The sequence below is a fragment of the Hahella sp. HN01 genome, assembly GCF_018986435.1.
Taxonomy (GTDB): domain Bacteria; phylum Pseudomonadota; class Gammaproteobacteria; order Pseudomonadales; family Oleiphilaceae; genus Hahella.
In genome coordinates, this window is sequence record NZ_JAHMIN010000015.1 from 38,192 (window position 1) to 58,029 (window position 19,838).

The 19,838-nt window shown below is 54.9% G+C and carries 20 protein-coding genes; 7 read left to right on the forward strand and 13 right to left on the reverse strand.

Features of this window, described 5'->3' with window-relative positions:
- The first annotated feature begins 138 nt into the window (after nt 1-138).
- Entirely contained in the window at nt 139-771 is a 633-nt protein-coding gene (locus tag KP814_RS15640; RefSeq protein WP_216737641.1) for a trimeric intracellular cation channel family protein, read from the forward strand.
- A 101-nt stretch (nt 772-872) separates the two neighbouring features.
- The gene (locus tag KP814_RS15645; protein ID WP_216737642.1) at nt 873-1,508 is read left to right on the forward strand and encodes a LysE family translocator; all 636 of its coding nucleotides are present in this window, start codon (nt 873-875) and stop codon (nt 1,506-1,508) included.
- Between the two features lie 127 nt (nt 1,509-1,635).
- On the opposite strand, the gene KP814_RS15650 is transcribed toward KP814_RS15645, so the two are convergent.
- The 4 genes from KP814_RS15650 to KP814_RS15665 all read right to left on the reverse strand — a co-directional run bounded on the left by KP814_RS15650 (nt 1,636) and on the right by KP814_RS15665 (nt 5,561).
- The gene (locus tag KP814_RS15650; protein ID WP_253938413.1) at nt 1,636-2,760 is read right to left on the reverse strand and encodes a 3-deoxy-7-phosphoheptulonate synthase; all 1,125 of its coding nucleotides are present in this window, start codon (nt 2,758-2,760) and stop codon (nt 1,636-1,638) included.
- A gap of 587 nt (nt 2,761-3,347) precedes the next feature.
- Complete coding sequence (locus KP814_RS15655; RefSeq protein ID WP_216737643.1) at nt 3,348-4,007, reverse strand: YceH family protein; 660 nt, start codon at nt 4,005-4,007, stop codon at nt 3,348-3,350.
- A gap of 39 nt (nt 4,008-4,046) precedes the next feature.
- A complete protein-coding gene (locus tag KP814_RS15660) occupies nt 4,047-4,799 on the reverse strand; it encodes a molecular chaperone DnaJ (protein ID WP_216737644.1) in 753 nt (250 codons plus the stop codon).
- Nucleotides 4,800-4,826: 27 nt separating this feature from the next.
- Nucleotides 4,827-5,561, reverse strand: a complete 735-nt coding sequence (locus tag KP814_RS15665; RefSeq protein WP_216737645.1) for a VWA domain-containing protein — start codon at nt 5,559-5,561, stop codon at nt 4,827-4,829.
- A 271-nt stretch (nt 5,562-5,832) separates the two neighbouring features.
- On the opposite strand from KP814_RS15665, the gene KP814_RS15670 reads away from it, so the two are divergent.
- Together KP814_RS15670 and KP814_RS15675 are read left to right on the forward strand one after the other, a co-directional pair.
- Nucleotides 5,833-6,678, forward strand: a complete 846-nt coding sequence (locus KP814_RS15670) for a prephenate dehydratase (protein ID WP_216737646.1) — start codon at nt 5,833-5,835, stop codon at nt 6,676-6,678.
- 66 nt (nt 6,679-6,744) lie between these two features.
- Complete coding sequence (locus tag KP814_RS15675) at nt 6,745-7,554, forward strand: inositol monophosphatase family protein (RefSeq protein ID WP_216737647.1); 810 nt, start codon at nt 6,745-6,747, stop codon at nt 7,552-7,554.
- A gap of 10 nt (nt 7,555-7,564) precedes the next feature.
- Here the strand turns inward: KP814_RS15675 and KP814_RS15680 are convergent, their stop codons facing one another.
- The 9 genes from KP814_RS15680 to KP814_RS15720 all read right to left on the reverse strand — a co-directional run bounded on the left by KP814_RS15680 (nt 7,565) and on the right by KP814_RS15720 (nt 16,617).
- Nucleotides 7,565-8,404, reverse strand: coding sequence for a substrate-binding periplasmic protein (locus KP814_RS15680; RefSeq protein WP_371824063.1), 840 nt, complete (start codon nt 8,402-8,404; stop codon nt 7,565-7,567).
- A gap of 182 nt (nt 8,405-8,586) precedes the next feature.
- On the reverse strand, nt 8,587-9,174 hold the full coding sequence (slmA, locus tag KP814_RS15685; protein ID WP_011399804.1) for a nucleoid occlusion factor SlmA: 588 nt from the start codon (nt 9,172-9,174) through the stop codon (nt 8,587-8,589).
- Nucleotides 9,175-9,248: 74 nt separating this feature from the next.
- The gene (locus tag KP814_RS15690) at nt 9,249-9,662 is read right to left on the reverse strand and encodes a DUF423 domain-containing protein (RefSeq protein WP_216737648.1); all 414 of its coding nucleotides are present in this window, start codon (nt 9,660-9,662) and stop codon (nt 9,249-9,251) included.
- The gene (locus KP814_RS15695; protein ID WP_216737649.1) at nt 9,655-10,458 is read right to left on the reverse strand and encodes a symmetrical bis(5'-nucleosyl)-tetraphosphatase; all 804 of its coding nucleotides are present in this window, start codon (nt 10,456-10,458) and stop codon (nt 9,655-9,657) included. The genes KP814_RS15690 and KP814_RS15695 overlap by 8 nt, the downstream gene beginning before the upstream one ends.
- Before the next feature lie 59 nt (nt 10,459-10,517).
- A complete protein-coding gene (gene apaG, locus KP814_RS15700; protein ID WP_216737650.1) occupies nt 10,518-10,901 on the reverse strand; it encodes a Co2+/Mg2+ efflux protein ApaG in 384 nt (127 codons plus the stop codon).
- A 48-nt stretch (nt 10,902-10,949) separates the two neighbouring features.
- Entirely contained in the window at nt 10,950-11,771 is an 822-nt protein-coding gene (gene rsmA, locus KP814_RS15705; RefSeq protein ID WP_216737651.1) for a 16S rRNA (adenine(1518)-N(6)/adenine(1519)-N(6))-dimethyltransferase RsmA, read from the reverse strand.
- The gene (gene pdxA / locus KP814_RS15710; protein ID WP_216737652.1) at nt 11,758-12,762 is read right to left on the reverse strand and encodes a 4-hydroxythreonine-4-phosphate dehydrogenase PdxA; all 1,005 of its coding nucleotides are present in this window, start codon (nt 12,760-12,762) and stop codon (nt 11,758-11,760) included. The genes rsmA and pdxA overlap by 14 nt, the downstream gene beginning before the upstream one ends.
- 64 nt (nt 12,763-12,826) lie before the next feature.
- Entirely contained in the window at nt 12,827-14,131 is a 1,305-nt protein-coding gene (locus KP814_RS15715; RefSeq protein WP_216737653.1) for a peptidylprolyl isomerase, read from the reverse strand.
- Between the two features lie 92 nt (nt 14,132-14,223).
- The gene (locus tag KP814_RS15720; RefSeq protein ID WP_216737654.1) at nt 14,224-16,617 is read right to left on the reverse strand and encodes an LPS-assembly protein LptD; all 2,394 of its coding nucleotides are present in this window, start codon (nt 16,615-16,617) and stop codon (nt 14,224-14,226) included.
- A gap of 242 nt (nt 16,618-16,859) precedes the next feature.
- Here KP814_RS15720 and KP814_RS15725 point away from each other — a divergent pair, with 242 nt between their 5' ends.
- The 3 genes from KP814_RS15725 to murU all read left to right on the forward strand — a co-directional run bounded on the left by KP814_RS15725 (nt 16,860) and on the right by murU (nt 19,811).
- Entirely contained in the window at nt 16,860-17,999 is a 1,140-nt protein-coding gene (locus KP814_RS15725) for a patatin-like phospholipase family protein (RefSeq protein WP_216737655.1), read from the forward strand.
- 100 nt (nt 18,000-18,099) lie between these two features.
- The gene (locus KP814_RS15730; protein ID WP_216737656.1) at nt 18,100-19,134 is read left to right on the forward strand and encodes an aminoglycoside phosphotransferase family protein; all 1,035 of its coding nucleotides are present in this window, start codon (nt 18,100-18,102) and stop codon (nt 19,132-19,134) included.
- A complete protein-coding gene (murU, locus tag KP814_RS15735; protein ID WP_216737657.1) occupies nt 19,122-19,811 on the forward strand; it encodes an N-acetylmuramate alpha-1-phosphate uridylyltransferase MurU in 690 nt (229 codons plus the stop codon). Before KP814_RS15730 ends, murU begins: the two co-directional genes overlap by 13 nt.
- Nucleotides 19,812-19,838 lie beyond the last annotated feature (27 nt).

Sequence of the window (19,838 nt, forward strand, 5' to 3'; positions counted from 1 at the left end):
ACACAAATTTATCGCCGGCCCAGTTGTGATTGTACTTGTGTCGCATGTCTCCAGTTGCGGACAGTCATTACTCACTTTTTGGCCATAATCTGTATAATTCGCGCTCTTTTCGTCAAACCAGCCCTTTGCGGAGCTTCCATGTACGTGTTTCTGGATTTCTTTGGTATCGCTGTATTCGCCATTTCCGGCGCGCTTGTCGCCGGACACAAGAAACTGGACGTTTTCGGCGTGCTTGTGGTCGCCCTGGTAACCTGTCTCGGCGGCGGCACTCTGCGCGACCTCGTGTTGAACGCTCACCCTGTCGTCTGGATCGCCAACACAACCTATCTTGGCGTGGGCATTATTTCCGCCCTCGCCACGTTCGTACTGGTCAGGCTCAAACGCATCCCTCTTCATATGCTGGAAGTCTGCGACGCCATTGGACTGGCTTTTTTCACGATCGCCGGCACGCAAAAAGCGCAAGCGCTGGGCCACAGCTTCGAAATTTGCCTGTTGATGGGCATCATGACTGGCGTTGCAGGCGGTGTTTTACGCGATATTATCTGTAACGAAATCCCGCTGATTTTCCATCGCGAAATCTACGCTACGCCAGCCATCGCCGGTTCATTTCTATACCTGACTTTGAGCTACTTCAGCATAGACTCGGATGTCGCCGCGTTGTCAGGAATGGCGGTCACTCTGGCGTCACGACTCGCCGGCGTGTACTTCAATATCAGCTTGCCGGCGTTTCTTTTTTCTGAAGACGAACAGGAAACGCCCAAACCGGAGTAGGCTCAATATGCTCAGGCTTCAGAAAGGCTTGAATCCGCCGCTCCAGCGTACGATTATGCTTTTCTGATCGCCAGCGCATTCAATATCCAAGGAGTATGCCCATGCATGAGTACTGGACTGAGTTTCTTACCGTCGCCCTCGCCCATCTATTGGCTGTCGCCAGCCCCGGACCGGACTTCGCTGTGGTGATGCGCCAAAGCCTGTGTCGAGGACTGAAACCTGCGTTGTGGACCAGTACGGGAATTGGCTCAGGCATACTTCTACATATCACTTATTCATTATTGGGTATTGGGCTGCTGATTTCTCAGTCCGTGGTCGCATTCAACGTATTGAAGTGGATTGGCGCCGCTTATTTAATCTGGGTGGGCTTCCAGTGTTTGCGCGCCAAACCTCAAGCGCCATCTGACGAACCGCTGCAACAAACACTGCCTAGTGAGTCCGCCTGGCAGGCGTTTCGGCTGGGCTTTTTAACCAACGTACTTAACCCTAAAGCCACTTTGTTCTTTGTCGCCTTGTTTTCCGTCGTGATCAGCCCGGATACGCCCAAGTGGATTCAGGGTATTTATGGCGGCTGGATGTTCGTGGCCACTACGCTGTGGTTCTGCGGTTTCAGTTTCTTCCTTTCTGGAGAGCGCGTACGCAGAGTATTCCAGCGCTGTTCACACTGGATTGAGCGAGTGATGGGAGTCGTGTTATTTGGTCTCGCGGCCAGACTGTTCGCCGCGTCTCGCGACTAAGAGCGCATTAATACTGCGTAAACTCCGCTAAAAGAAGCACAGAGAGGCGAGCGGGAAATCTCGCCTCTCTGGCCTCGACGCTACTATTAAGCGCCAAGGCGTACACAGAGTTTTTAATTCCTGATTCTTACTTGGCTGGCAACTGTCCATACAGATCAGTCAGCAAACGCTCCGTTTCATCCCAACCAATGCAACCATCCGTGATTGAGACGCCATACTGCAGCGGTCTGTCAGGATGTACTTTCTGAGTTCCTTCTTGCAGATAACTTTCCAGCATGACGCCCATAACCGTGGAGCTACCTGTTTTCAACTGACGCACGACTTCATTCAGCACTTTGGACTGGTTACGGAAATCTTTCCGGCTGTTGTCGTGGCTGCAGTCCACCATCAAACGCACGGGAAGACCATGTTTTTCCAGCGCTTCGCTGTACTCTCTTACGCTATCTTCATCGTAGTTAGGTTTTCCTCTGCCGCCGCGCAGCACTAAGTGAACGTGGGGGTTGCCGAGGGTTTTGCGCATTTGGGGGCGTCCGCAGGTGGACAAGGTGGGGTAACAGTGGGGAGAGCGGCTGGATTGCATGGCTTGTATCGCCACTTCCACTCCGCCGTCCGTTCCGTTCTTGAATCCGACTGCGGAGGTCAGGCCGCTGGCCATCTCTCTGTGCAATTGACTCTCTGTGGTGCGAGCGCCAATCGCTGTCCAGGACACCAAATCCTGCAAGTAGTCCGACACAATCGGACTCAACGCCTCAGTCGCCAAAGGCAGACCGAGATGCGCCAGTTCAACCATCAGCCTTCTGGCTTTGTCCAAGCCGTAAGCCATATGGTGAGAACCGTCCAGCAGAGGGTCATACACCAGCCCCTTCCAGCCGACGGTAGTGCGAGGCTTTTCTACGTAGGCGCGCATAACGATCTGCATGCGGTCGTCCAATTGCGGCTTCAGTTCAGCCAAGCGGCGACCGTACTCCAGCACGCCATCGGTGTCGTGTACGGAGCAAGGTCCGACAACGACCAACAGACGCGGGTCATCGCCGTGCACAATATTATTGATGGCTGTCCGCGCATTCTCCAGCTGTGTGGCCAGGTACGCGTTAACGGGATAGCGGTGCCGAAGTTGATTGGCGGAGGGCAGGATATCGCCCATCGGCTGTATTGGTGGCTCCATATGTTTCAATGTCTCGTCGATAACTGCTCTTGCCTTGATTCCCATCGACTTTACGCCGGATTCTTTGACTGTCGCTGCCTGGTTCATTGGTTCTCTCCCGATATTACTCTGTGTCTGCGTTCGATTCGTAAGTTAAAGATTCAGTTTTAAAATCAATAACTAAATCGAGACTGACACCACCATCTAGGCAGAAAGCGACCGCACACATCACTATGTTGAAGCGCCGGCGCCGGTTCCCTGTCCTCTTTAGTATACGACTGATTACCCGTCATGACCTTACCCTGTTGATTACCTGTTTGCTTCAATCCAACTGCCAACGACACCTTGTTGATTCGCAGCTTCCAGTCTCGCGAGGGTATAAAAAAAGCCCCGGAGACGTTTGCCTTCGGAGCTTCTTTGAGAGTTCTTCCGGAAGGCAGCTTCGTTAAACGCGCCTTCCTGTAACCTAAGTATGCGGGGGCTCGTTAACGATGGTTATAAAAATAAAACCAAAAATGCCAACCGCTAAAATACGCACGAACGCCAGCAACCGCTGCGTTGCCGGAGAAAGATTTGAAATTGTTGAGAGTGTTGTGCGTATTCATGGACTAAATACTAACCTGCGGTTTTAACAAAAAGCAACTGCAAACGGGAAAAAAGTTCGAAGGCGTCAATAACGTCTCCCTTTCGACGCCTTACACCACCTGCCCCAACTGCCTTAACTTCTTCTTCAATGCCTCGTTTTCCTCCTGCAGCGCCTCCAGACGCGCCTCCAAATCCGTAATCCTCGCCTTGTAGGCGGAGATGTTGCCAGAGTCAGAAGGAGTCGCCGTTTCTACCGGCTCTATGTCGCTGCTGAACATGTGCATGTAACGCGACTCTCTCTTGCCCGGCTCACGGGGCAACATCGCGACCAGTGGTCCCTGCTTGTGTTCCAGTAGCCGTTTCAGCGTCGCCTCTACAGCCAGGACATCGGTGAACTCCGCCATTCTGCTGGCGCGCGAACGCAGCTCTCCCGGCGTTTGCGCGCCCCGGAGCAGGAGTTCACATACCACCGCGACTTGCTGCGCATCCAGCTTAAGTTCGCCAAACTCTGTGTTACAGAAACGATGATGGTACTTTTCCACCCGACTTCCGTAGCTGCTGCCTTTCACCAAGTCCTTACGCTGCAACGCTTCCAGATTCTGGCGGACAGTCGCTTCGTCCAGTTCCAGCACCGGATGGCGGTTGCTTTTCTGATTACAGGCGTTCACCAGTGCATTCAACGACAACGGATATTGGTCCGGCGTGGTGATTTCTTTTTCCAGCAACACCCCGACCACACGGGATTCATACAATGTCAGATCTTTTTTCATTTCCCCTCTCCTTACCCGTTATCGACCACTGATTTCAAATTATTGGTATCCCTGGCTACGTAGATGGGCCAGTAGTATGCGTTTGGCTTCATTGATTTTCGCCGCCAGATAATTACTGCCGCCGCGATCAGGGTGAAACTTCTGCATCAATCGGCGATGCGCCTCCACGACCTCATCTTCACTCAAATCATGATCCGTCAGGCCAAGCACGTCTTTGGCGTCAGCCAGCGTCATGGCCTCATCATGAGTTGGTACGTTATCCACATCGTCCACGGAGAACTGGGTCCGCCAATGCACGCCATAGACTCGTTCAAAATAGGTCTCCAGAATCTCAATGGAGTCTTGATAATCTCTCACTGCTGAGCGGTAGAGAGTCGCCAAGCTGCTTACGTCCATCGCTTGCAGGTTCTGCCCGGAGTAACGGCCCGCCAGGACGTCTCCATCCATCTTGCCGCTGCGGTGATCCAGCGTCATGCGCAGCAGGCTGGTTTCGATGCTGGATTGCCCATCGCCTCCCGCCACAGAGTCACGTCCGGCGTTGAAAAGTTTGCGCAGCAGGGGCAACCACTGCAAGACGGATGGAAGACGTTTGAACAGCAACAGGAGCGCCGCAAACAAAGCCGCGATAAAATTCAACCGGCCGGTCACCACCAGCAATAGAATAACGACTCCGCCAATACCCAGTGCGAGATAGGTCAGATTTTTCTTTCTTTTTTCCGGCGGAGCCTGAAATACATGCTGCAGCAGCCAGAAAAAAATTAAAGCCAGCAAGAACCCCAATATCAGTTGCACTTCTCTTTCCTTATTATCGCCGCCATGTCAGGGCGTTTTGGTATCTATTTTCGGCCCGGGGAGTTGTCGCCTCAATTCCAGCAAACGAGGGCCGCCTCGACGACTGTAGGCCTCCAATGCAGGCAGGCCGCCACGCGCATACTCGGCAACAGCGCCGAGCAGCTCCTTTAGCTGCTCTGCGCTACCTTCGTCAAATCGACACCAAGCGCCGCCGGAGAGTCTGGAGGTATCTTTGTACACTGCCTCCACGCTCGCATCATATCCTTCCTGAAACATAAAGACCGGCGCGCCGATAATGCCAAGCTCCCCCGCTTGTCTCAATAATCCGGAAGCATCTTCTTCTAACGCATCGCCGACAAACACCAATGCCTGAACTTTGCGTTTTAAAGACTCGGACTTTCCATGCGCCAGCACTCGGCCAATCTGTGTTTGGCCCGCCATACAATATACAGAGGTCATCGCCCGCACCAAGGCATTTGCGTCTGTCACCCAATCAGAGCAATTAAGCTCCCGAAGCCCTCGGTAATAAACAAACTGTACCTGCAGACCCGTCGCGTTTCCGGCGCTCAGAAACATTTCCGCCTGCAGTTGACTCGCCTGATCCCAAAGCCGTTGACGACTCATCGTGGCGTCGACTGCGAATATAAGACGGCCGCTCCCATGAGCGTGCGCCAAGGGCGTCGTTTTGACCTTTTGCAGAAAGTGCTGGATCGCCTGTTTGCTGGCTGGCGGCGCATTCGGTCTCGCTGGCGTTTTATTCATCTCATTGCCTCCGCAAACCGATTCTCTGTTAAATATACTAAAAAGTATTGCAGGTTAAGCGCTTAAGCGGCGACGCCAACGGCAAAATTAATGTTATCCCGGACGCTTCACCCACAAACTATTAGAAAACTGGACGGGAAGTCCTTAGAGTACATGCTTTTCTATTTCCAAGCGCCAACGCACCCGGCGGCGCCCCAGGCCTGTGCAGTCAGAGTCAGTCTGAGCACGCAGCGTCGCGCTTTTCGTCCGGCACATAATTACGAGGTTCAAGGTGATTGTCTATCAAGGTCATGAGGGCGCTTACTCCCATCTGGCGTGTAAGCAAGTATTTCCCGATCGCGAAGCGCGGGCCTGCGGCTCATTTCGCGCAGCCATGGAAGAAGTGGAGCAAGGCAAAGCGGAACTGGCGATGATCCCTCTGGAAAACTCCACCGCAGGACGCGTGGAGGAGATTTACCGCTTGATTCCACAAATGAGCCTGCATATTCAGGAAGAGCACTTCGAAGCCGTAAACCACTGCCTCATGGCGCTTCCTGGGGCTCGTCTGGAAGATCTGTGCGTTGTCGGCTCACATCCCCAGGCGCTGGCGCAATGCGCCGATCACGTTCGCGAGCTGGGACTGAACCCAGTCGCCACGTTGGATACCGCTGGCGCAGCACTGGAAGTCAGCCAGAGCGGCGATAAAACTAAAGCCGCCATCGCGTCCAGCCTGGCGGCTGAGCTGTACGGGCTGGAGATTCTGAAAGAGAATTTTCAGGATAAAACCGGCAATACCACTCGCTTTATTATCCTGTCCCACGAAAACAGACTCCCTCCCCTTGAGCCAGGAGTGAAGTACATCACCTCCCTGCTCTTCCGGGTGCGCAATATTCCCGCGGCGTTATACAAGGCCCTGGGCGGGTTCGCCACCAACGGCGTCAATCTGGTGAAACTGGAGAGCTACATGCCTGGCGGCACCTTGAACGCCAGTCAGTTCCATGTGGACATTGAGGGACACATCGACTCGCCGAACATGAAGCTGGCCTTGGAAGAGCTGACTTTCTTTGCCGAAGATATTCGCATGCTGGGCACATACCGGGCTCACCCCATGCGCGCCAGCCGCAGCTTTCACGACTAACGCTCCCGGCCCGGCGCTAGTCAGCGCGACGGGCCTTCCGTAACTCTGATCAAGGTGACTGAACTCATGACACATTCCCTACACGACATTTCAACGTTTGCAGTGGATCTGGCGTTGCAGGCCGGCGAGTTAATGGAAAAAGAGCAGCGCAACGCAGAATATGAAACCAGCTTCAAAAATCACCAGGAGCTGGTGACTTCCGTTGACCTGAAAGTCGATGAGCTGATACACAAACGCATCCGCGCCAACTATCCAGATCACGCCATTTTGTCGGAAGAGAATATGTCCGACATAAGCAAAGTCGGCGACCTCAACGGCCCATTGTGGGTCATCGACCCCATCGACGGCACCGTCAATTTCGCCCACGGCCATTATCAGGTGGCGGTATCCATCGCCTATTTTGAAAGAGGCGAAGCGCAAATCGGCGTGGTGCACTGTCCGCTTCAGAAAGAAACCTTTCACGCTATGCGCGGCCAGTATTCGCTGCGCAATCACAAGCCGATCCAGGTCAGCGGCGCCACCAATTTACGGCAAGCGCTGGTGGCAACCGGCTTTCCTTACGATAAAAGTCGATTGCCGGAGCTGATTCAACGACTACAGGCGGTGATGATGGAGTGCCAGGATATTCGCCGTATCGGCTCGGCGGCGCTGGATATCTGTTGGGTGGCCATGGGACGTCTGGACGCTTACTACGAAACCGTCAGCCCTTGGGACTGCGCAGCAGCGCGCCTGATCGCCCAGGAAGCGGGCGCAAGTTGCGGCAATTTGACAGTAGCGCCGGAGGGCATGCCAGAAGAGTTAAACAGCAAGGATTTGCTCATCGCCAGCCCGGCGTTGTATCAGCCTTTAGCGGACATTCTGCTAAAAACCCTGTAAACCGTCCGCTTTAATGTTCTTTGCCCGCTGGCGGCTCGACCGCGCCAGCGGGTTTCTCGTAATCCCCGTCACGCATGGCGCGCATGTACTGATCCCAAATACCCTCGCGCTTTAACTCGCCCAACTGTTTGTTGAAGACTTTCAATAGCTCAGGACTGGTGGGGTTATCCCGCGGAAAAATAAGGTGCAGGGTTTTAGTATGAATTGGTCTGGGGTGGTGGGTCAGTAACTCTTTCTGATGCGGGTACATGTGACGAACCGTGCTGTAACCGACTTCTTTATCTTGAGGAAACAGCTTGATGCGTCCCATCAGCAACAACTGCATGTTTTTTTCGTCACTGGCGATACGTTTCACCATCAGCTCGCCGCTACTCTCCGCCTTTTCAAAAGCCTCTCCATAGTAATAGCCGAGTGTGGCGCCGATTGAATATCCTTTCAGATCAGAGAGCCTCTCCCACTGAACAGGCACCTCTTTCAGGTGAAAGAACACCTGCTCGCCACTAACCAAAGGATTGCTGCAATAGAATTCCTGCTCGCGATCTGGTGAGCAGTAGTAAGGCATGGTCGCATCCCAAACACCATCCTTAACCAGCTGGTATCCCCTCGCCCAGGGAAAATTCTGAAACTTCACCTGATAACCCGCGCGGTTAAAAGCGGTCGTGATGATGTGACCCAAAGCGCCCCAGTATGGCTGAGTCTCACTGACGTAAGGCAGCCATTCACCGGTGGCGATGCGAACCGTTTTACCTTTTTCAGCAGGCGCTTCCGCACCCATAGCCGGTCCGGCGAATCCCAACCACAAAGCAAACACGCTGCATAGCGCAGCGTGCAATCGATAAAAACCCGTCACTGGCGATTTCCAAAAACCTGTATTTGGTTGTACTTATGGCGGGAGAGTGTACCACGCAGCCCATTACATTCTTGTACAATAGTCTCAGTCCAGCCCAAAGTAATCCATAACCCGTTTGTACTACAAACGAACAATAGGAGCGCTTCGGGCTCACTTTAACATAGTTAAAAGAATAGCTGCTTTCAAACGAACAGGTGTTGGGAGATAAAACCCCAGTGCTCATCCCAGCCTTGCAGTGGATCGATGCGGAAGCCGGAACGGATAAAGCGGTGCATGTTCCCTTCGATCAGACTCAGAAAGAGTTGTGCGCTGTCTAGTTGAGTCAACTGGGTGCGTTGTCCATGCAGCACGTCCCCATCCCGCAGCATACTGCGAAACTCGGTTTCCAAACGTTCGAAGAAAGAGGCTGCGCGAGCGCGCAATTTATCTTTCTCTCCTTGCAACGCATCGCCGAGCAGCAGACGGCACATGCCGGGATTGCGTTGTGCGAAGGTCAGGCACAACAAGACGGATTTATTGATTTTCTGGGCGGTGCTGATTTCCTCAGAACGGATCAGCTTGATGCGGGAAAAAATGCTCTCTTCAATAAACTCAAACAATCCCTCGAACATCCTCCCTTTACTGGGGAAGTGCCGATACAAAGCGGCTTCCGAAACGCCGACGGTCTTCGCCAGCTTGGCCGTGGTAATGCGCTCCCCCGGCTCGTCCTGCAGCATTTGCGCGAGGCATTGCAGAATTTGTTCTTTACGATTGTTCCGATCTTTACTCATTTTTCCCAGGTTCTCCTTGGTCAAATACAACACAACCAAACTACGGATCTAGATAGCGCGGTGCGTTGGTTCCCTTATAACGCCCGCTCACGCCTGCCCCATTTCAGGCGTATCGCTTCAGCTCCCCAAATCAGCCATCCCAGAATAAAGGCCATGCCTCCGGTGGGTATGAATCCATTGGGGAAACTGAACTGCAATAAAGTCTTGGCGTACAGTCCGCCACAGAACAAAACCAGCCCTGCGGCGAAAAAGGCCGCCACAATACCATAAGCCTTACGCGACCAAAATCCCCGTGACAGCGCCAGAATGATCAGTCCCATCGCATGGAGCGAGTGGTAGCGCACAGCCGTTTCAAAACTGCCTGTCGCCTCTGGATGAAAATGCGCGACCAAATGCGCGCCGACTGCGCCCATGGCCACTGACAGCCCCATCAGAATCAGGCCGGCCGCCAGAATACCCGAGCCGCCATGTTTATCTTCCTCACGCATGCGCCACCTCGGTCATTTCCATTGTGTCCAGATTGACGGCGCGCAGGGTTCCTCCCCATACGCACCCCGTGTCCAAAGCCACAAACCGGGCCCGTCCGGTATGTCCTTGCAGCGCCGCCCAATGACCAAACAGGATCGTCGTGTCGTCTTGCCTTGGATAGCTGAACCAGGGCGCATACCCCGGCGGGGCGGTTTCAATCTTCTCTTTGTGCTTGAACTCAAGACCGCCGTCTGCATCCAGAAAGCGCATGCGCGTGAAATAGTTGGTAATACAGCGCAAACGCTCCAGCCCAGTCAGGTCATCCCGCCAGCAGGCCGGTTCATTGCCGTACATATTTTGAAAGTAGGATTTAGCGTCAGGTCCGCGTAACGCCTGTTGCAATTCCTCCGCCAAGGTTAACGCCAGGGAGACGTCCCATTGCGGCGGCAAGCCGGCATGACTCATGAAGATATTACGGTCGGAGTCATAGTAGGCGAGCGGATGACGTAACAACCATTGCATCAGCTCCTCGCAGTCCGGCGCTTGCAGAATACTTTGGAAGGTATCTTTGCGTTTTACCTTTTCACCGCCGTAATACACCGCCAGAGCATGCAGGTCGTGATTGCCAAGCACGCTAAGCGCGCTGTCGCCCAGGCTTTTAATGTAACGCAGACATTCCAGAGACTGCGGCCCCCGGTTGATCAGATCCCCGGCAAACCAGAGCGAATCCACTGCGGGATCAAAGCTCAATTTATCCAGTAAGCGTTGTAAGGGCTCAAAACAGCCCTGTATGTCTCCGATTGCATAAGTCGCCATAACCAGGAGTCACATCTGTGTCGTTGTTTAAGGAAGCCCTTTGAACGGCGCAAGAGCGCCTAATGCAGAACGCGGGGCGCGGCGAGTATAAAGCGGGGAATCTCCGCGTTGAACAGATGACCATCGTCAGCCAGCATCTCGTAATGCCCTTCCATCGCACCAACTTCCGTATCCAGTACACAGCCGCTGGAATATTCATAGCTCGCGCCCGGTTGAATCACCGGCTGCTGTCCCACCACGCCGTCACCGGTGACTTCCTGCTCCTTATTGTCGCCATCAATGATCAGCCAACGCCGCCGCAACAGCTGCGCCGCACGCGCGCCTTCATTAAGGATAGTGATGTGGTAGGCGAACACAAAGCGGTTATTGTCCGGGTCGGATTGTGACGCGATAAACTGCGTGCGCACAGTTACCCGAATATCGTACAAAGACGTCTCACTCATCTGCCTGGTCCCTTATGCTCAGCGGAATACACGCTGGCGCTGATATTCTTATGATTCGTTTTCCAGCGGGTGATCATATACATAGTCCGCGATTCTCACAAACTCAGGCAAACCCAGTCGTTCCGGCCGGAGTTGTGGGTCAATGTCCAGCGATTGCAGCGCGTCTACGGTAATCAACTGCTTGAGCGTATTGCGCAGGGTCTTACGGCGCATAGCGAACGCCTGACGCACCACCGAGGTCAGCGTCCCAACATCCTTGCAGACCAAGGGCGGCTCCGTGTAAGGCGTCAACCTGACGATAGCCGACCAGACTTTGGGCGCAGGCTGAAAGGCGCCTGGACCAACGTTAAATAAAGACTCCACTTTGCAGTAATACTGCGCCATGACGCCCAGACGTCCGTATGCGTCCTCGCCAGGCTTCGCAGCCAGACGATCCACCACTTCCTTCTGCAGCATGAAGTACATGTCCTGCACTAACCCACGAAAAGTCAGCAGATGGAAAATCAGCGGCGTGGAAATGTTGTACGGCAGATTGCCGACCAAGCGCATTGGTCGTTCCGGCGTGGCAAGTTGCGTGAAGTCGAATTTCAGCGCATCGGCCTCAATAACATTGAACTGCGGATAATTAAAAAACTTTGTACGCAGAATGGGCGTCAGGTCCCGGTCCAGCTCCACCGCCGTCACGGAACCGCCGCTTTTCAGCAGCTCTTCCGTCAAGGCGCCCAGCCCCGGCCCGATTTCCACCAGATTTTGATCCGGCTTGGGATTGATGGACCGCACGATGCGATCAATGACACCCCGATCATGCAGGAAGTTCTGCCCAAAACGCTTACGCGCCTGATGCCCGATGTTCTCGTTATGCCTTCCCATGAATGTTTCCCCGACTGCGTTCAACCATATTAATTGCGTATTCCAAAGCGGTTTCCAGACTGCCGCCGTCCGCCTTACCCGTCCCGGCGAGATCCAGCGCAGTGCCGTGATCAACGGAAGTACGGATAAAGGGCAGGCCCAGTGTAATGTTCGCGGCGCGCCCGAAGCCCTGGTACTTCAACACCGGTAAACCCTGATCGTGATACATGGCCAGCACGGCGTCGCCCGTCTCCAGGACTTTCGGCGTAAACAGGGTATCCGCCGGCAACGGGCCAATGAGGTTCATCCCCTGGCTGCGTAACCGCTCCAGCGCTGGCTGGATAATGTCAATTTCCTCGCGCCCCATATGGCCGCCCTCGCCCGCATGGGGATTAAGGCCCGCCACGATGATGCGCGGATCAGCAATGCCGAACTTGTATCGCAGATCTTTGTGCAGGACAGTGATCACCCGCTCCAGGCGTTCGTCCGTAATGCTGCGGGCGACCTGCGACAATGGCAGATGGGTTGTGACCAGCGCCACTTTCATCGCATCCGAGGCCAGCATCATCACTACTTGCGACACATTGCTGAGCTGCTGCAAGTACTCGGTGTGTCCAGAAAAGGCGACGCCCGCTTCATTGATTACACCCTTGTGCACCGGCGCCGTGACCATGGCGTCGAATTCCCGCTGCAGACAGCCAGTAATGGCCCGACGCAAGGTATTCAATACATATTGGGAGTTGGCGGGATTCAGTTCGCCTTGAGTCACTGGCGCGCCGCAAGAGACGGGCGCCACCAGCGCAGATCCCGGCTGACGAGCATGAGGCGGACTATCATCCCCAGGCGAATAGATGGCCACTTGCAGCGGCAGCCCCAGGCTTTCAGCCCGCTTGAGCAGCACTTCCGGGTCGCACACAAACACCAAATCGGCCGGCCAGCTCTTTTGCGCCAGAGCGACGCAGATATCCGGTCCGATGCCCGCCGGTTCTCCCGGGGTGATCGCTATTTTCAACGTCTGGCTCCTGTCCGTCGCCGTCAGTAGCGCCTCCCTGGGAGAGGAAGCGCAGGGTCATGTATTAAAGCTTGAGCTGAATGAATGCTTCGTCGCGAATTTCGTTCAACCAGTTCTGCAACTCTTCTTCATACTTACGACGATGCAGGACCTGTCTGGCCTGGCTGGCCATCAGCCGGTCGCCGATATCCGCCTCACGGCGATCCTGCACCTGCAGGATGTGCCAACCGAAAGTGCTCTGGAACGGTTTACTGACAGCGCCGACTGGGGTCTCACGCATCATCTGATCAAACTCAGGCACCATATCGCCCGGGCTCACCCAGTCCAAGCTGCCGCCGGCGGCTGCGCTGACAGCGTCATCGGAATAGGCTTTGGCCAGTTCTTCGAAATCTTCGCCTGCCTGCACTTTGTCATAGATTTCTTCAATCAGTTTTTTCGCAGCGATCTCGTCGCGCAACTCATTTTGCTGCACCAGGATATGCCTGACCTTGGACTGCTCAACCACTTTGCTGACGCCGCCGCGCTTTTCCAGCATAGCGACGAAGTGCACGCCGCTGCTGTTGCGAATGGGTTCAGAAGTCTGGCCTGGAGCCAGTTTGGGGGCGACGTCGGCAAACAGGGACGGCACCTGATCCGGCTTGCGCCATCCCAGGTCTCCCCCTTCTGTGGCGGTCGACGCGTCGGAATAAGTAACCGCCAGTTGTTTAAAATCCACGCCTTGGTCAAGCTGGCTGCGGATCTTCTCGACCTTGCTCTCCGCCTCTTTACGCTGAGCTTCAGACGCGTTTTCCGACAAGGCGATCAGGATATGGGCCAGGTGATATTCTTCCGCGCGCTGCTGTTTGGCGGAAGCGGACTTAAGAAAATCGTTCACCTCTTTCTCTGTCACCCTTACACGGCTGTCCACACTGCGTTGTTGAACGCGGGAGATGATCATTTCGCGGCGGATCTGCTCACGGGCGTTTTGATAGGTCACGCCTTCTTCACTTAACGCCTGCTGGAACTGATCCAGGGTCATGCCGTTCTGCTTGGCGATATTCTGCATGGTCTGGTTCAGTTGCGAGTCGCTGACCCGGATGCCTCCGCGGTCCGCCATCTGCATCTGGATGCTTTCCAGCACCAGCTGATCCAGCACTTTCTCCTGCAATACCGACTCCGGCGGTAAGGAGGTCTTTTGTTGACGCAATTTGTCTTTGATACGACTGGCGCGGTCTTGCAACTCGGAGTACAGCACGATGTCGTCATTAACCACCGCCACGACGCGATCAAGCTCCTGCACCTGAGCGTGGACCAAACATCCCTGAAGCAGTAACAGCGCACCCAGCGCGTTGAGTACGGCGGATCTGAAATTAAGTCTTAGCGTTTTCATGAAACCCTGTATATCTGAATAAAACTGTACTTTGATCAACTTTGTTCATCGCCGTCCGTCACTACGGCGGGAGATGGGACCGCTATGCGGCCCTACCATTGATAACGCTCCGTGCGGTAAGTTTCGCGCTCGTTGAAATTGCGCATTTCCTTAGCCATCACATCTTCGAAGCGGCTGCCTATGTTGCCCAGGCCGCGCAATTGGAAGCGCAGAAAGACGCCATGATCCATCTCACTGTTTTCGGTATCGTCCGCATCTTTCAGGAAGCTTCTGGCGATAACCTGAAAGCGCCAGCAGCAATCGTTGTATTCTACACCGGCCATAGTACCGATGGTACGGTGGTTGACCAGATCAAAAAACCAGCGACCCAGCACGCTGACGGAATCCGTCACTGGGAAAAGCACGGACACGTCCGACTGTTCCAGATCGTTATGAGTATATCTATGACTCAGGTTGAGCAGCTTGCGATACTCCGGATCATGGAACGCCAACGTGGTGGCGCCTTTCTCAGTTTGACGCTCCTGCCAGTCCCACAGCCCTTCTACTTTGAAGTCAAATCTGTCGTTCGGACGCCAGACCAGTTCTCCCGCCCAGGGCGACTCGCTCTCATCACTGAGACCTTCCGTCCCCAGCCCTACCTGTTGATCCTCATAGTAGAAGATCTGACCAACGCTGGCGCGCAGACGCTCGGCGCCGGTGGCGCGGTCGTTGAAACGGGAGGTGACGCCCAGAGTTAGACGATTGTTGTCGCCAACACGGTCGCCGCCCACGAAGCGGTCTTCTTTGTAAAGCTGGGAATAACTGAATGTCGCCACGGAGGTGTCGAAGTCAGGAATATCGTCCTGGTCCTGCTCCGGGGAGTAGACATAAAACAAACGCGGTTCAAGGCTCTGATTGTACTCGTCGCCGAACAACGTCAGCGTGCGATCGAAATACATGCCCGCATCCAGGCTGTAGAAAGGCACGGTACGGCTGATGGACTCATCCAGCCCGGTAGCGCGCTGCTCCAGCTGATAGTCAGTGTGATCAAGACGCAGTTTTGGCGTCAGGTAGCCCCAGGTTGTAGACAGAGGCAGCTTGAGACTGGGTTGCGTACGCCAGCGGGCGCCCACCACTTGCTGATCCTTAGCCGGATCGAGATTTTCGTCGTCACGCCAAAAATAGGTGAACTCTGACTCCAGACCAAACGCCACCGGATCGAAGTCGCGCTCCCAGCCAAAAGACAGCTGCGGCAGCAACATATAAGGGCGGTCGTTATCCACGATATCGTCGTCAACTGTCTGATAACCCTGTAAGTGGCTCTTGAAACTGTATCCGCCGCCTAAATAAGTGACATCCCAGGAACGCTTGATATGAGTTTCCTGCTGAATCTCCAAGGTGCGGTTCAGGTCGTTGAGATAGTCTTTGTCACTCACCACGTTGTAATCGATCGTGGAGCGCCAGTTCTCGCTCACGTCATAACGGTTGGTGAAGTCCAACGCCCAACGACGGCCGCTTTCATCCGGGTTCTCTTTGCTGAACTCGCTATCATGGGCGATATAGCCAAGACGCAGTTCACTGTATGTGTCTTCTGTCAGCCAACGCCCTTCCAACTCAGACAGCAAACCGCGACCATGCATATATAAAGGCGAATAGGTCGCGTCATAGTCAGGCGCCAAGTTGAAATAGTAAGGAATGCCGAAAGACATGCCTCGCCCGGTGTTCGACGTACCGATGGTGGGATACAGGAAGCCGCTCTTGCGGCGGTCATCGATAGGAAAGCGAAGATAAGGGAAATACATCACCGGGACATCTTTGACCCGCAATGTCATATGCTTTGCGGTCCCTTCGCCTTGCTCACGATCCAGAATGATCTCGCTGGCGGCGATAGACCAGTCGTTATGCATTGGATCACAGGTGGTATAGCTGCCGTCTTCGATACGCACCAGTTGTGCGTCGGCGCTGCTTATCCGCTCTGCGTCGCCACGGGCGTGGCGCTGGTGTATCAGGTAACTGGCGTCGGACAGGGTAAAATCTTTGCTGTCCAGGTTGTAGCGGGCCGTATCCCCGTGCAGCAGCAGCCCGGGAGCCCGAGCGGCCTTCAGGCCCTGTAAATCCACCACATTGGTCTGGCGATCCAGCTCGACCTGATCCGCTTCAAGCCACCAAGCGCCTTGCTGCGCTTTGACATTGCCTTGCAGACGCATGGCGGATTCGCTGGGCGAGACCAGAGAGTCAGAGCGGGCCCTGAGCGCCTCGTTATCAGAAGTAGAGGCAGTAGAAGGAGCATTGACGAAGCCGTATTCCGGCTCAACATAGGTTCCTCTGCATTGAGGCTCCAATGTCGTCATTTGCTGTGGGGTCAGGAACTCACGCATTCGCCAGTCCAACGTGGCTGCGGACTGCGGTGCGGAATCCGCACGCGAGGACCCTGTCGAAGCCACACCGACCACTCCGGCGAGCATGTAACAATAGCCGGCGCGCAGACGCTTCCGCCCTTCCTTCATAAAACCCCTTGATTCATTTTTGGAAATGCCCGCCGTCCAACGATATCCCCCGATGACGGCAGCTGTAATTTGGAACCGGACATGATAGCGGCGCAGGCAACGTCAGTACAGCCGCAATATTCGGTAAGCCGGCGAGTGTCGCGGCGTCCAACAAAACCTTAAAGATAGCATCCAGATGCATTGTGTTATGCTAATTTCTAAGCAACGGACAAAAACAAACAACCATATGTTTAGGGGGCGCTGTGTCTCAAACCTCACAAACCGCAGGCTTGGTGTTAACCGGCGGTGGAGCGCGAGCAGCTTATCAGGTAGGGGTATTGAAAGCCATTTCCGATCAGTTACCGGATCTTCATTATCCGTTTCCGGTCATTTGCGGCACCTCCGCCGGCGGCATCAACGCGGTAGGCCTCGCCAGCAGCGGCGATATTTTTCGGCACAGCGTAGAACGCCTGGAGAATTTGTGGGGCGAGTTACGCACGGAACAGGTGTATCGCTCCGACTTCTGGGGCATGGCCAAACGCATGGGGCACTTTGTAAAGTCGTTTCTAAGCGGCGATGACAAAGAGATTCCCGCCTCCATGCTGGATAACGCTCCTCTCCGCGACTTCCTCACCACACACACGGACTTCAACCGTCTACGGGAAGCCCTCTCCAGTCCAGAAGGTATTCGCGCCGTCTGTCTCACCGCCTGCGGCTATCGCAGCGGCCAAAGCGTCAGTTTTTTTGAGGCGCCGCCAGATGTCGAGGGCTGGCACTTGGGGCAGCGGGTTGGCGTGCGCTGTGAGCTGGGAGTCGACCACCTGCTGGCGTCTGCGGCGATCCCGACTATTTTTCCTCCAGTGAAAATCAACCGGGAGTACTTCGGCGACGGGGTGGTCCGCAATATGGCGCCGCTTAGCCCGGCAGTGCATCTGGGGTGTGACCGCATACTGGTCATCGGCGTCAGCGCCAACCGGGTCTGCGCGCCCGTGCGCCGCACAAGCGGCAAATATCCGTCCCTGGCGCAGATCATGGAGCACATGCTGAACGGCGCGTTCATCGACACCATGGAGAATGACATCGACCGCGCCCTCATTATTAATCAGCTGTTGAAACTGGCTCCTGAGGAAAGCTTGCGCGAAGCCGGCATCAGCATGCGTCCTCTGGAGATGCTGGTGATTTCCCCCAGCCAGCCTATTGATGAAATAGCCGCCCGGCATGCGGGAGAGCTGCCAAAAGCAGTGCGTCAGTTTCTGGGTCAGGGCAAACCTAATCAGGAGGGCGGCGCCAGCCTCGCCAGCTACCTGCTGTTTGAAGGCCCGTTTATGCGGGACCTGATTAAACTCGGCTATCAGGACGCCCAGGCCCATGCCCGGCAGATTGAAAATTTTTTCAGTCAGTAAGCGCCGCCAGTTGCAGCCGCTCGGAAAAGCGGCATAATCTGGGGCCTTTGGCCTGCATGCCCGGTAGCAGTTGTACACCTTTAGAACTTCAAGAGATTCCATGACCCAGCGTCCTGACCTAATCCGCCACTGGCTCGCCACCTACTTCGGCGACGACCAGTTCGACGTCAGCTTTTTATCCGGCGACGCCAGTTTCAGACGTTACTTTCGCGTTACCCGCGAACAACGCGTGTTTGTTTTAATGGACGCCCCTCCGGCGCAGGAAGACTGCCGTCCATTCATCGCCATCTCCCGCAGCTGGCGCGCCAAAGGCATTCGGGTTCCTGAGATTTACGCGGAAAACCTCAAAGACGGCTTTCTATTGCTGGAGGATTTTGGCGACCACCTGTTCGGAAACGCCATCGCAGACGCGCCGGCGTTGCAGGTAGACCAGTTGTATCGACAGGCGATTGACGCCCTGCTTCCTATACAGAAAGCCGCAGACATAGAAGGTTACGCGCTCCCCTCTTATGACGAAGCCATGCTGCGCTTTGAAATGAGCATATTCCGCGAGTGGCTGCTGGAGAAAAAACTGGGCTTCAACCTCGATCCCACCGAAACGGAATACCTCGACCACTGCATGAACCGTCTGGTGGAAAGCGCCCTGGAGCAGCCAGTGGTGGTCACTCACCGCGACTACCACTCCCGCAACCTGCTTGTATCCGAGCAAGGCGATCTAGGGATCATCGATTTTCAAGGCGCAGTCAAAGGCCCCCTGGCTTATGACTTGGCCTCACTGCTGAGAGATTGCTACGTCAAATGGCCCAGTGAAAAAGTGGAGGCTTGGAGCCGCTATTATTACGACCAAGTCGATCCCGCTTTATTAAATGGTGCGGATTTCGCCACCTTCACCCGCTGGTTTGACTGGATTGGCGTGCAACGCCACCTGAAGGCCGCCGGTCTTTTCGCCCGCCTCTCACTTCGAGACGGCAAACATGGCTATCTGGCCGATATCCCGCGCACGCTCAACTATATAATTGAGGTGGCGAGCAAATACGACGAGTTTACCGAAATCAACGAATGGATCCAGGAGCGTCTGGTTCCCGCTGTCAGACTACTGGAAAGCAACCCGGAGGTTGTTCTATGCGCGCAATGATTCTAGCCGCAGGTCTCGGAACGCGCATGCGGCCATTGACCGAAAATCTACCCAAACCGCTGTTACAGGCGGGAGATAAAACTCTGATCGAGCACATTATCGATGCGTTGAAGCGCGCCGGCGTCACCGAGCTGGTTATCAATCACGCCTGGCACGGAGATAAACTGGAGCAGTTTCTGGGAGACGGGGCCGGCTTTGGCGTAAGCATTCACTACTCCCCAGAGGGTTCGCCTTTAGAGACCGCCGGAGGCATCAAGAAAGCCTTACCGCTATTGGACGACGGCGCGGACAGCCCATTCGTGGTGGTGAACGGCGACATTTGGAGCAACTACAATTTTTCCGGCCTGGTTAACCGCGAGTTTTCGAGCGAAGACCTTGCTCATCTGGTGCTGGTGGAGAACCCTCCCCACAACCAAACCGGCGATTTCCAACTGGGCGACGGCGAGCGAGTTCTTCCCCGCGGACCAAGCAAACTAACCTTCTCAGGCATAGGCGTATACCGCCCCAGCCTGTTCGCCAGCGTACCCAATGGCGTTTATCCATTGGCTCCCGTTCTGCGCGCGGCGATCGCCAAAGGCAAAGTCAGTGGCGAGCGTTTCAATGGATTATGGTTTGATATCGGCACGCCAGACCGCCTGCAATGGCTGGATGAACAGTTGACGAAAGCCGCTCTTTAACCGCATTCTGCACAAACACTTTTAGAG

Excerpts from the sequence above, each read along its gene's own strand:
- KP814_RS15665 (WP_216737645.1), bottom strand. The coding sequence starts at position 5,561 with ATGAATAAAACGCCAGCGAGACCGAATGCGCCGCCAGCCAGCAAACAG.
- KP814_RS15690 (WP_216737648.1), bottom strand. The coding sequence starts at position 9,662 with ATGCGTGAGGAAGATAAACATGGCGGCTCGGGTATTCTGGCGGCCGGC.
- apaG (WP_216737650.1), bottom strand. The coding sequence starts at position 10,901 with ATGAGTGAGACGTCTTTGTACGATATTCGGGTAACTGTGCGCACGCAG.
- KP814_RS15720 (WP_216737654.1), bottom strand. The coding sequence starts at position 16,617 with ATGAAGGAAGGGCGGAAGCGTCTGCGCGCCGGCTATTGTTACATGCTC.
- KP814_RS15650 (WP_253938413.1), bottom strand. The coding sequence starts at position 2,760 with ATGAACCAGGCAGCGACAGTCAAAGAATCCGGCGTAAAGTCGATGGGA.
- murU (WP_216737657.1), top strand. The coding sequence starts at position 19,122 with ATGCGCGCAATGATTCTAGCCGCAGGTCTCGGAACGCGCATGCGGCCA.
- KP814_RS15645 (WP_216737642.1), top strand. The coding sequence starts at position 873 with ATGCATGAGTACTGGACTGAGTTTCTTACCGTCGCCCTCGCCCATCTA.
- KP814_RS15715 (WP_216737653.1), bottom strand. The coding sequence starts at position 14,131 with ATGAAAACGCTAAGACTTAATTTCAGATCCGCCGTACTCAACGCGCTG.
- KP814_RS15655 (WP_216737643.1), bottom strand. The coding sequence starts at position 4,007 with ATGAAAAAAGATCTGACATTGTATGAATCCCGTGTGGTCGGGGTGTTG.
- rsmA (WP_216737651.1), bottom strand. The coding sequence starts at position 11,771 with ATGGGAAGGCATAACGAGAACATCGGGCATCAGGCGCGTAAGCGTTTT.
- KP814_RS15695 (WP_216737649.1), bottom strand. The coding sequence starts at position 10,458 with ATGGCGACTTATGCAATCGGAGACATACAGGGCTGTTTTGAGCCCTTA.
- slmA (WP_011399804.1), bottom strand. The coding sequence starts at position 9,174 with ATGAGTAAAGATCGGAACAATCGTAAAGAACAAATTCTGCAATGCCTC.
- KP814_RS15730 (WP_216737656.1), top strand. The coding sequence starts at position 18,100 with ATGACCCAGCGTCCTGACCTAATCCGCCACTGGCTCGCCACCTACTTC.
- KP814_RS15640 (WP_216737641.1), top strand. The coding sequence starts at position 139 with ATGTACGTGTTTCTGGATTTCTTTGGTATCGCTGTATTCGCCATTTCC.
- KP814_RS15675 (WP_216737647.1), top strand. The coding sequence starts at position 6,745 with ATGACACATTCCCTACACGACATTTCAACGTTTGCAGTGGATCTGGCG.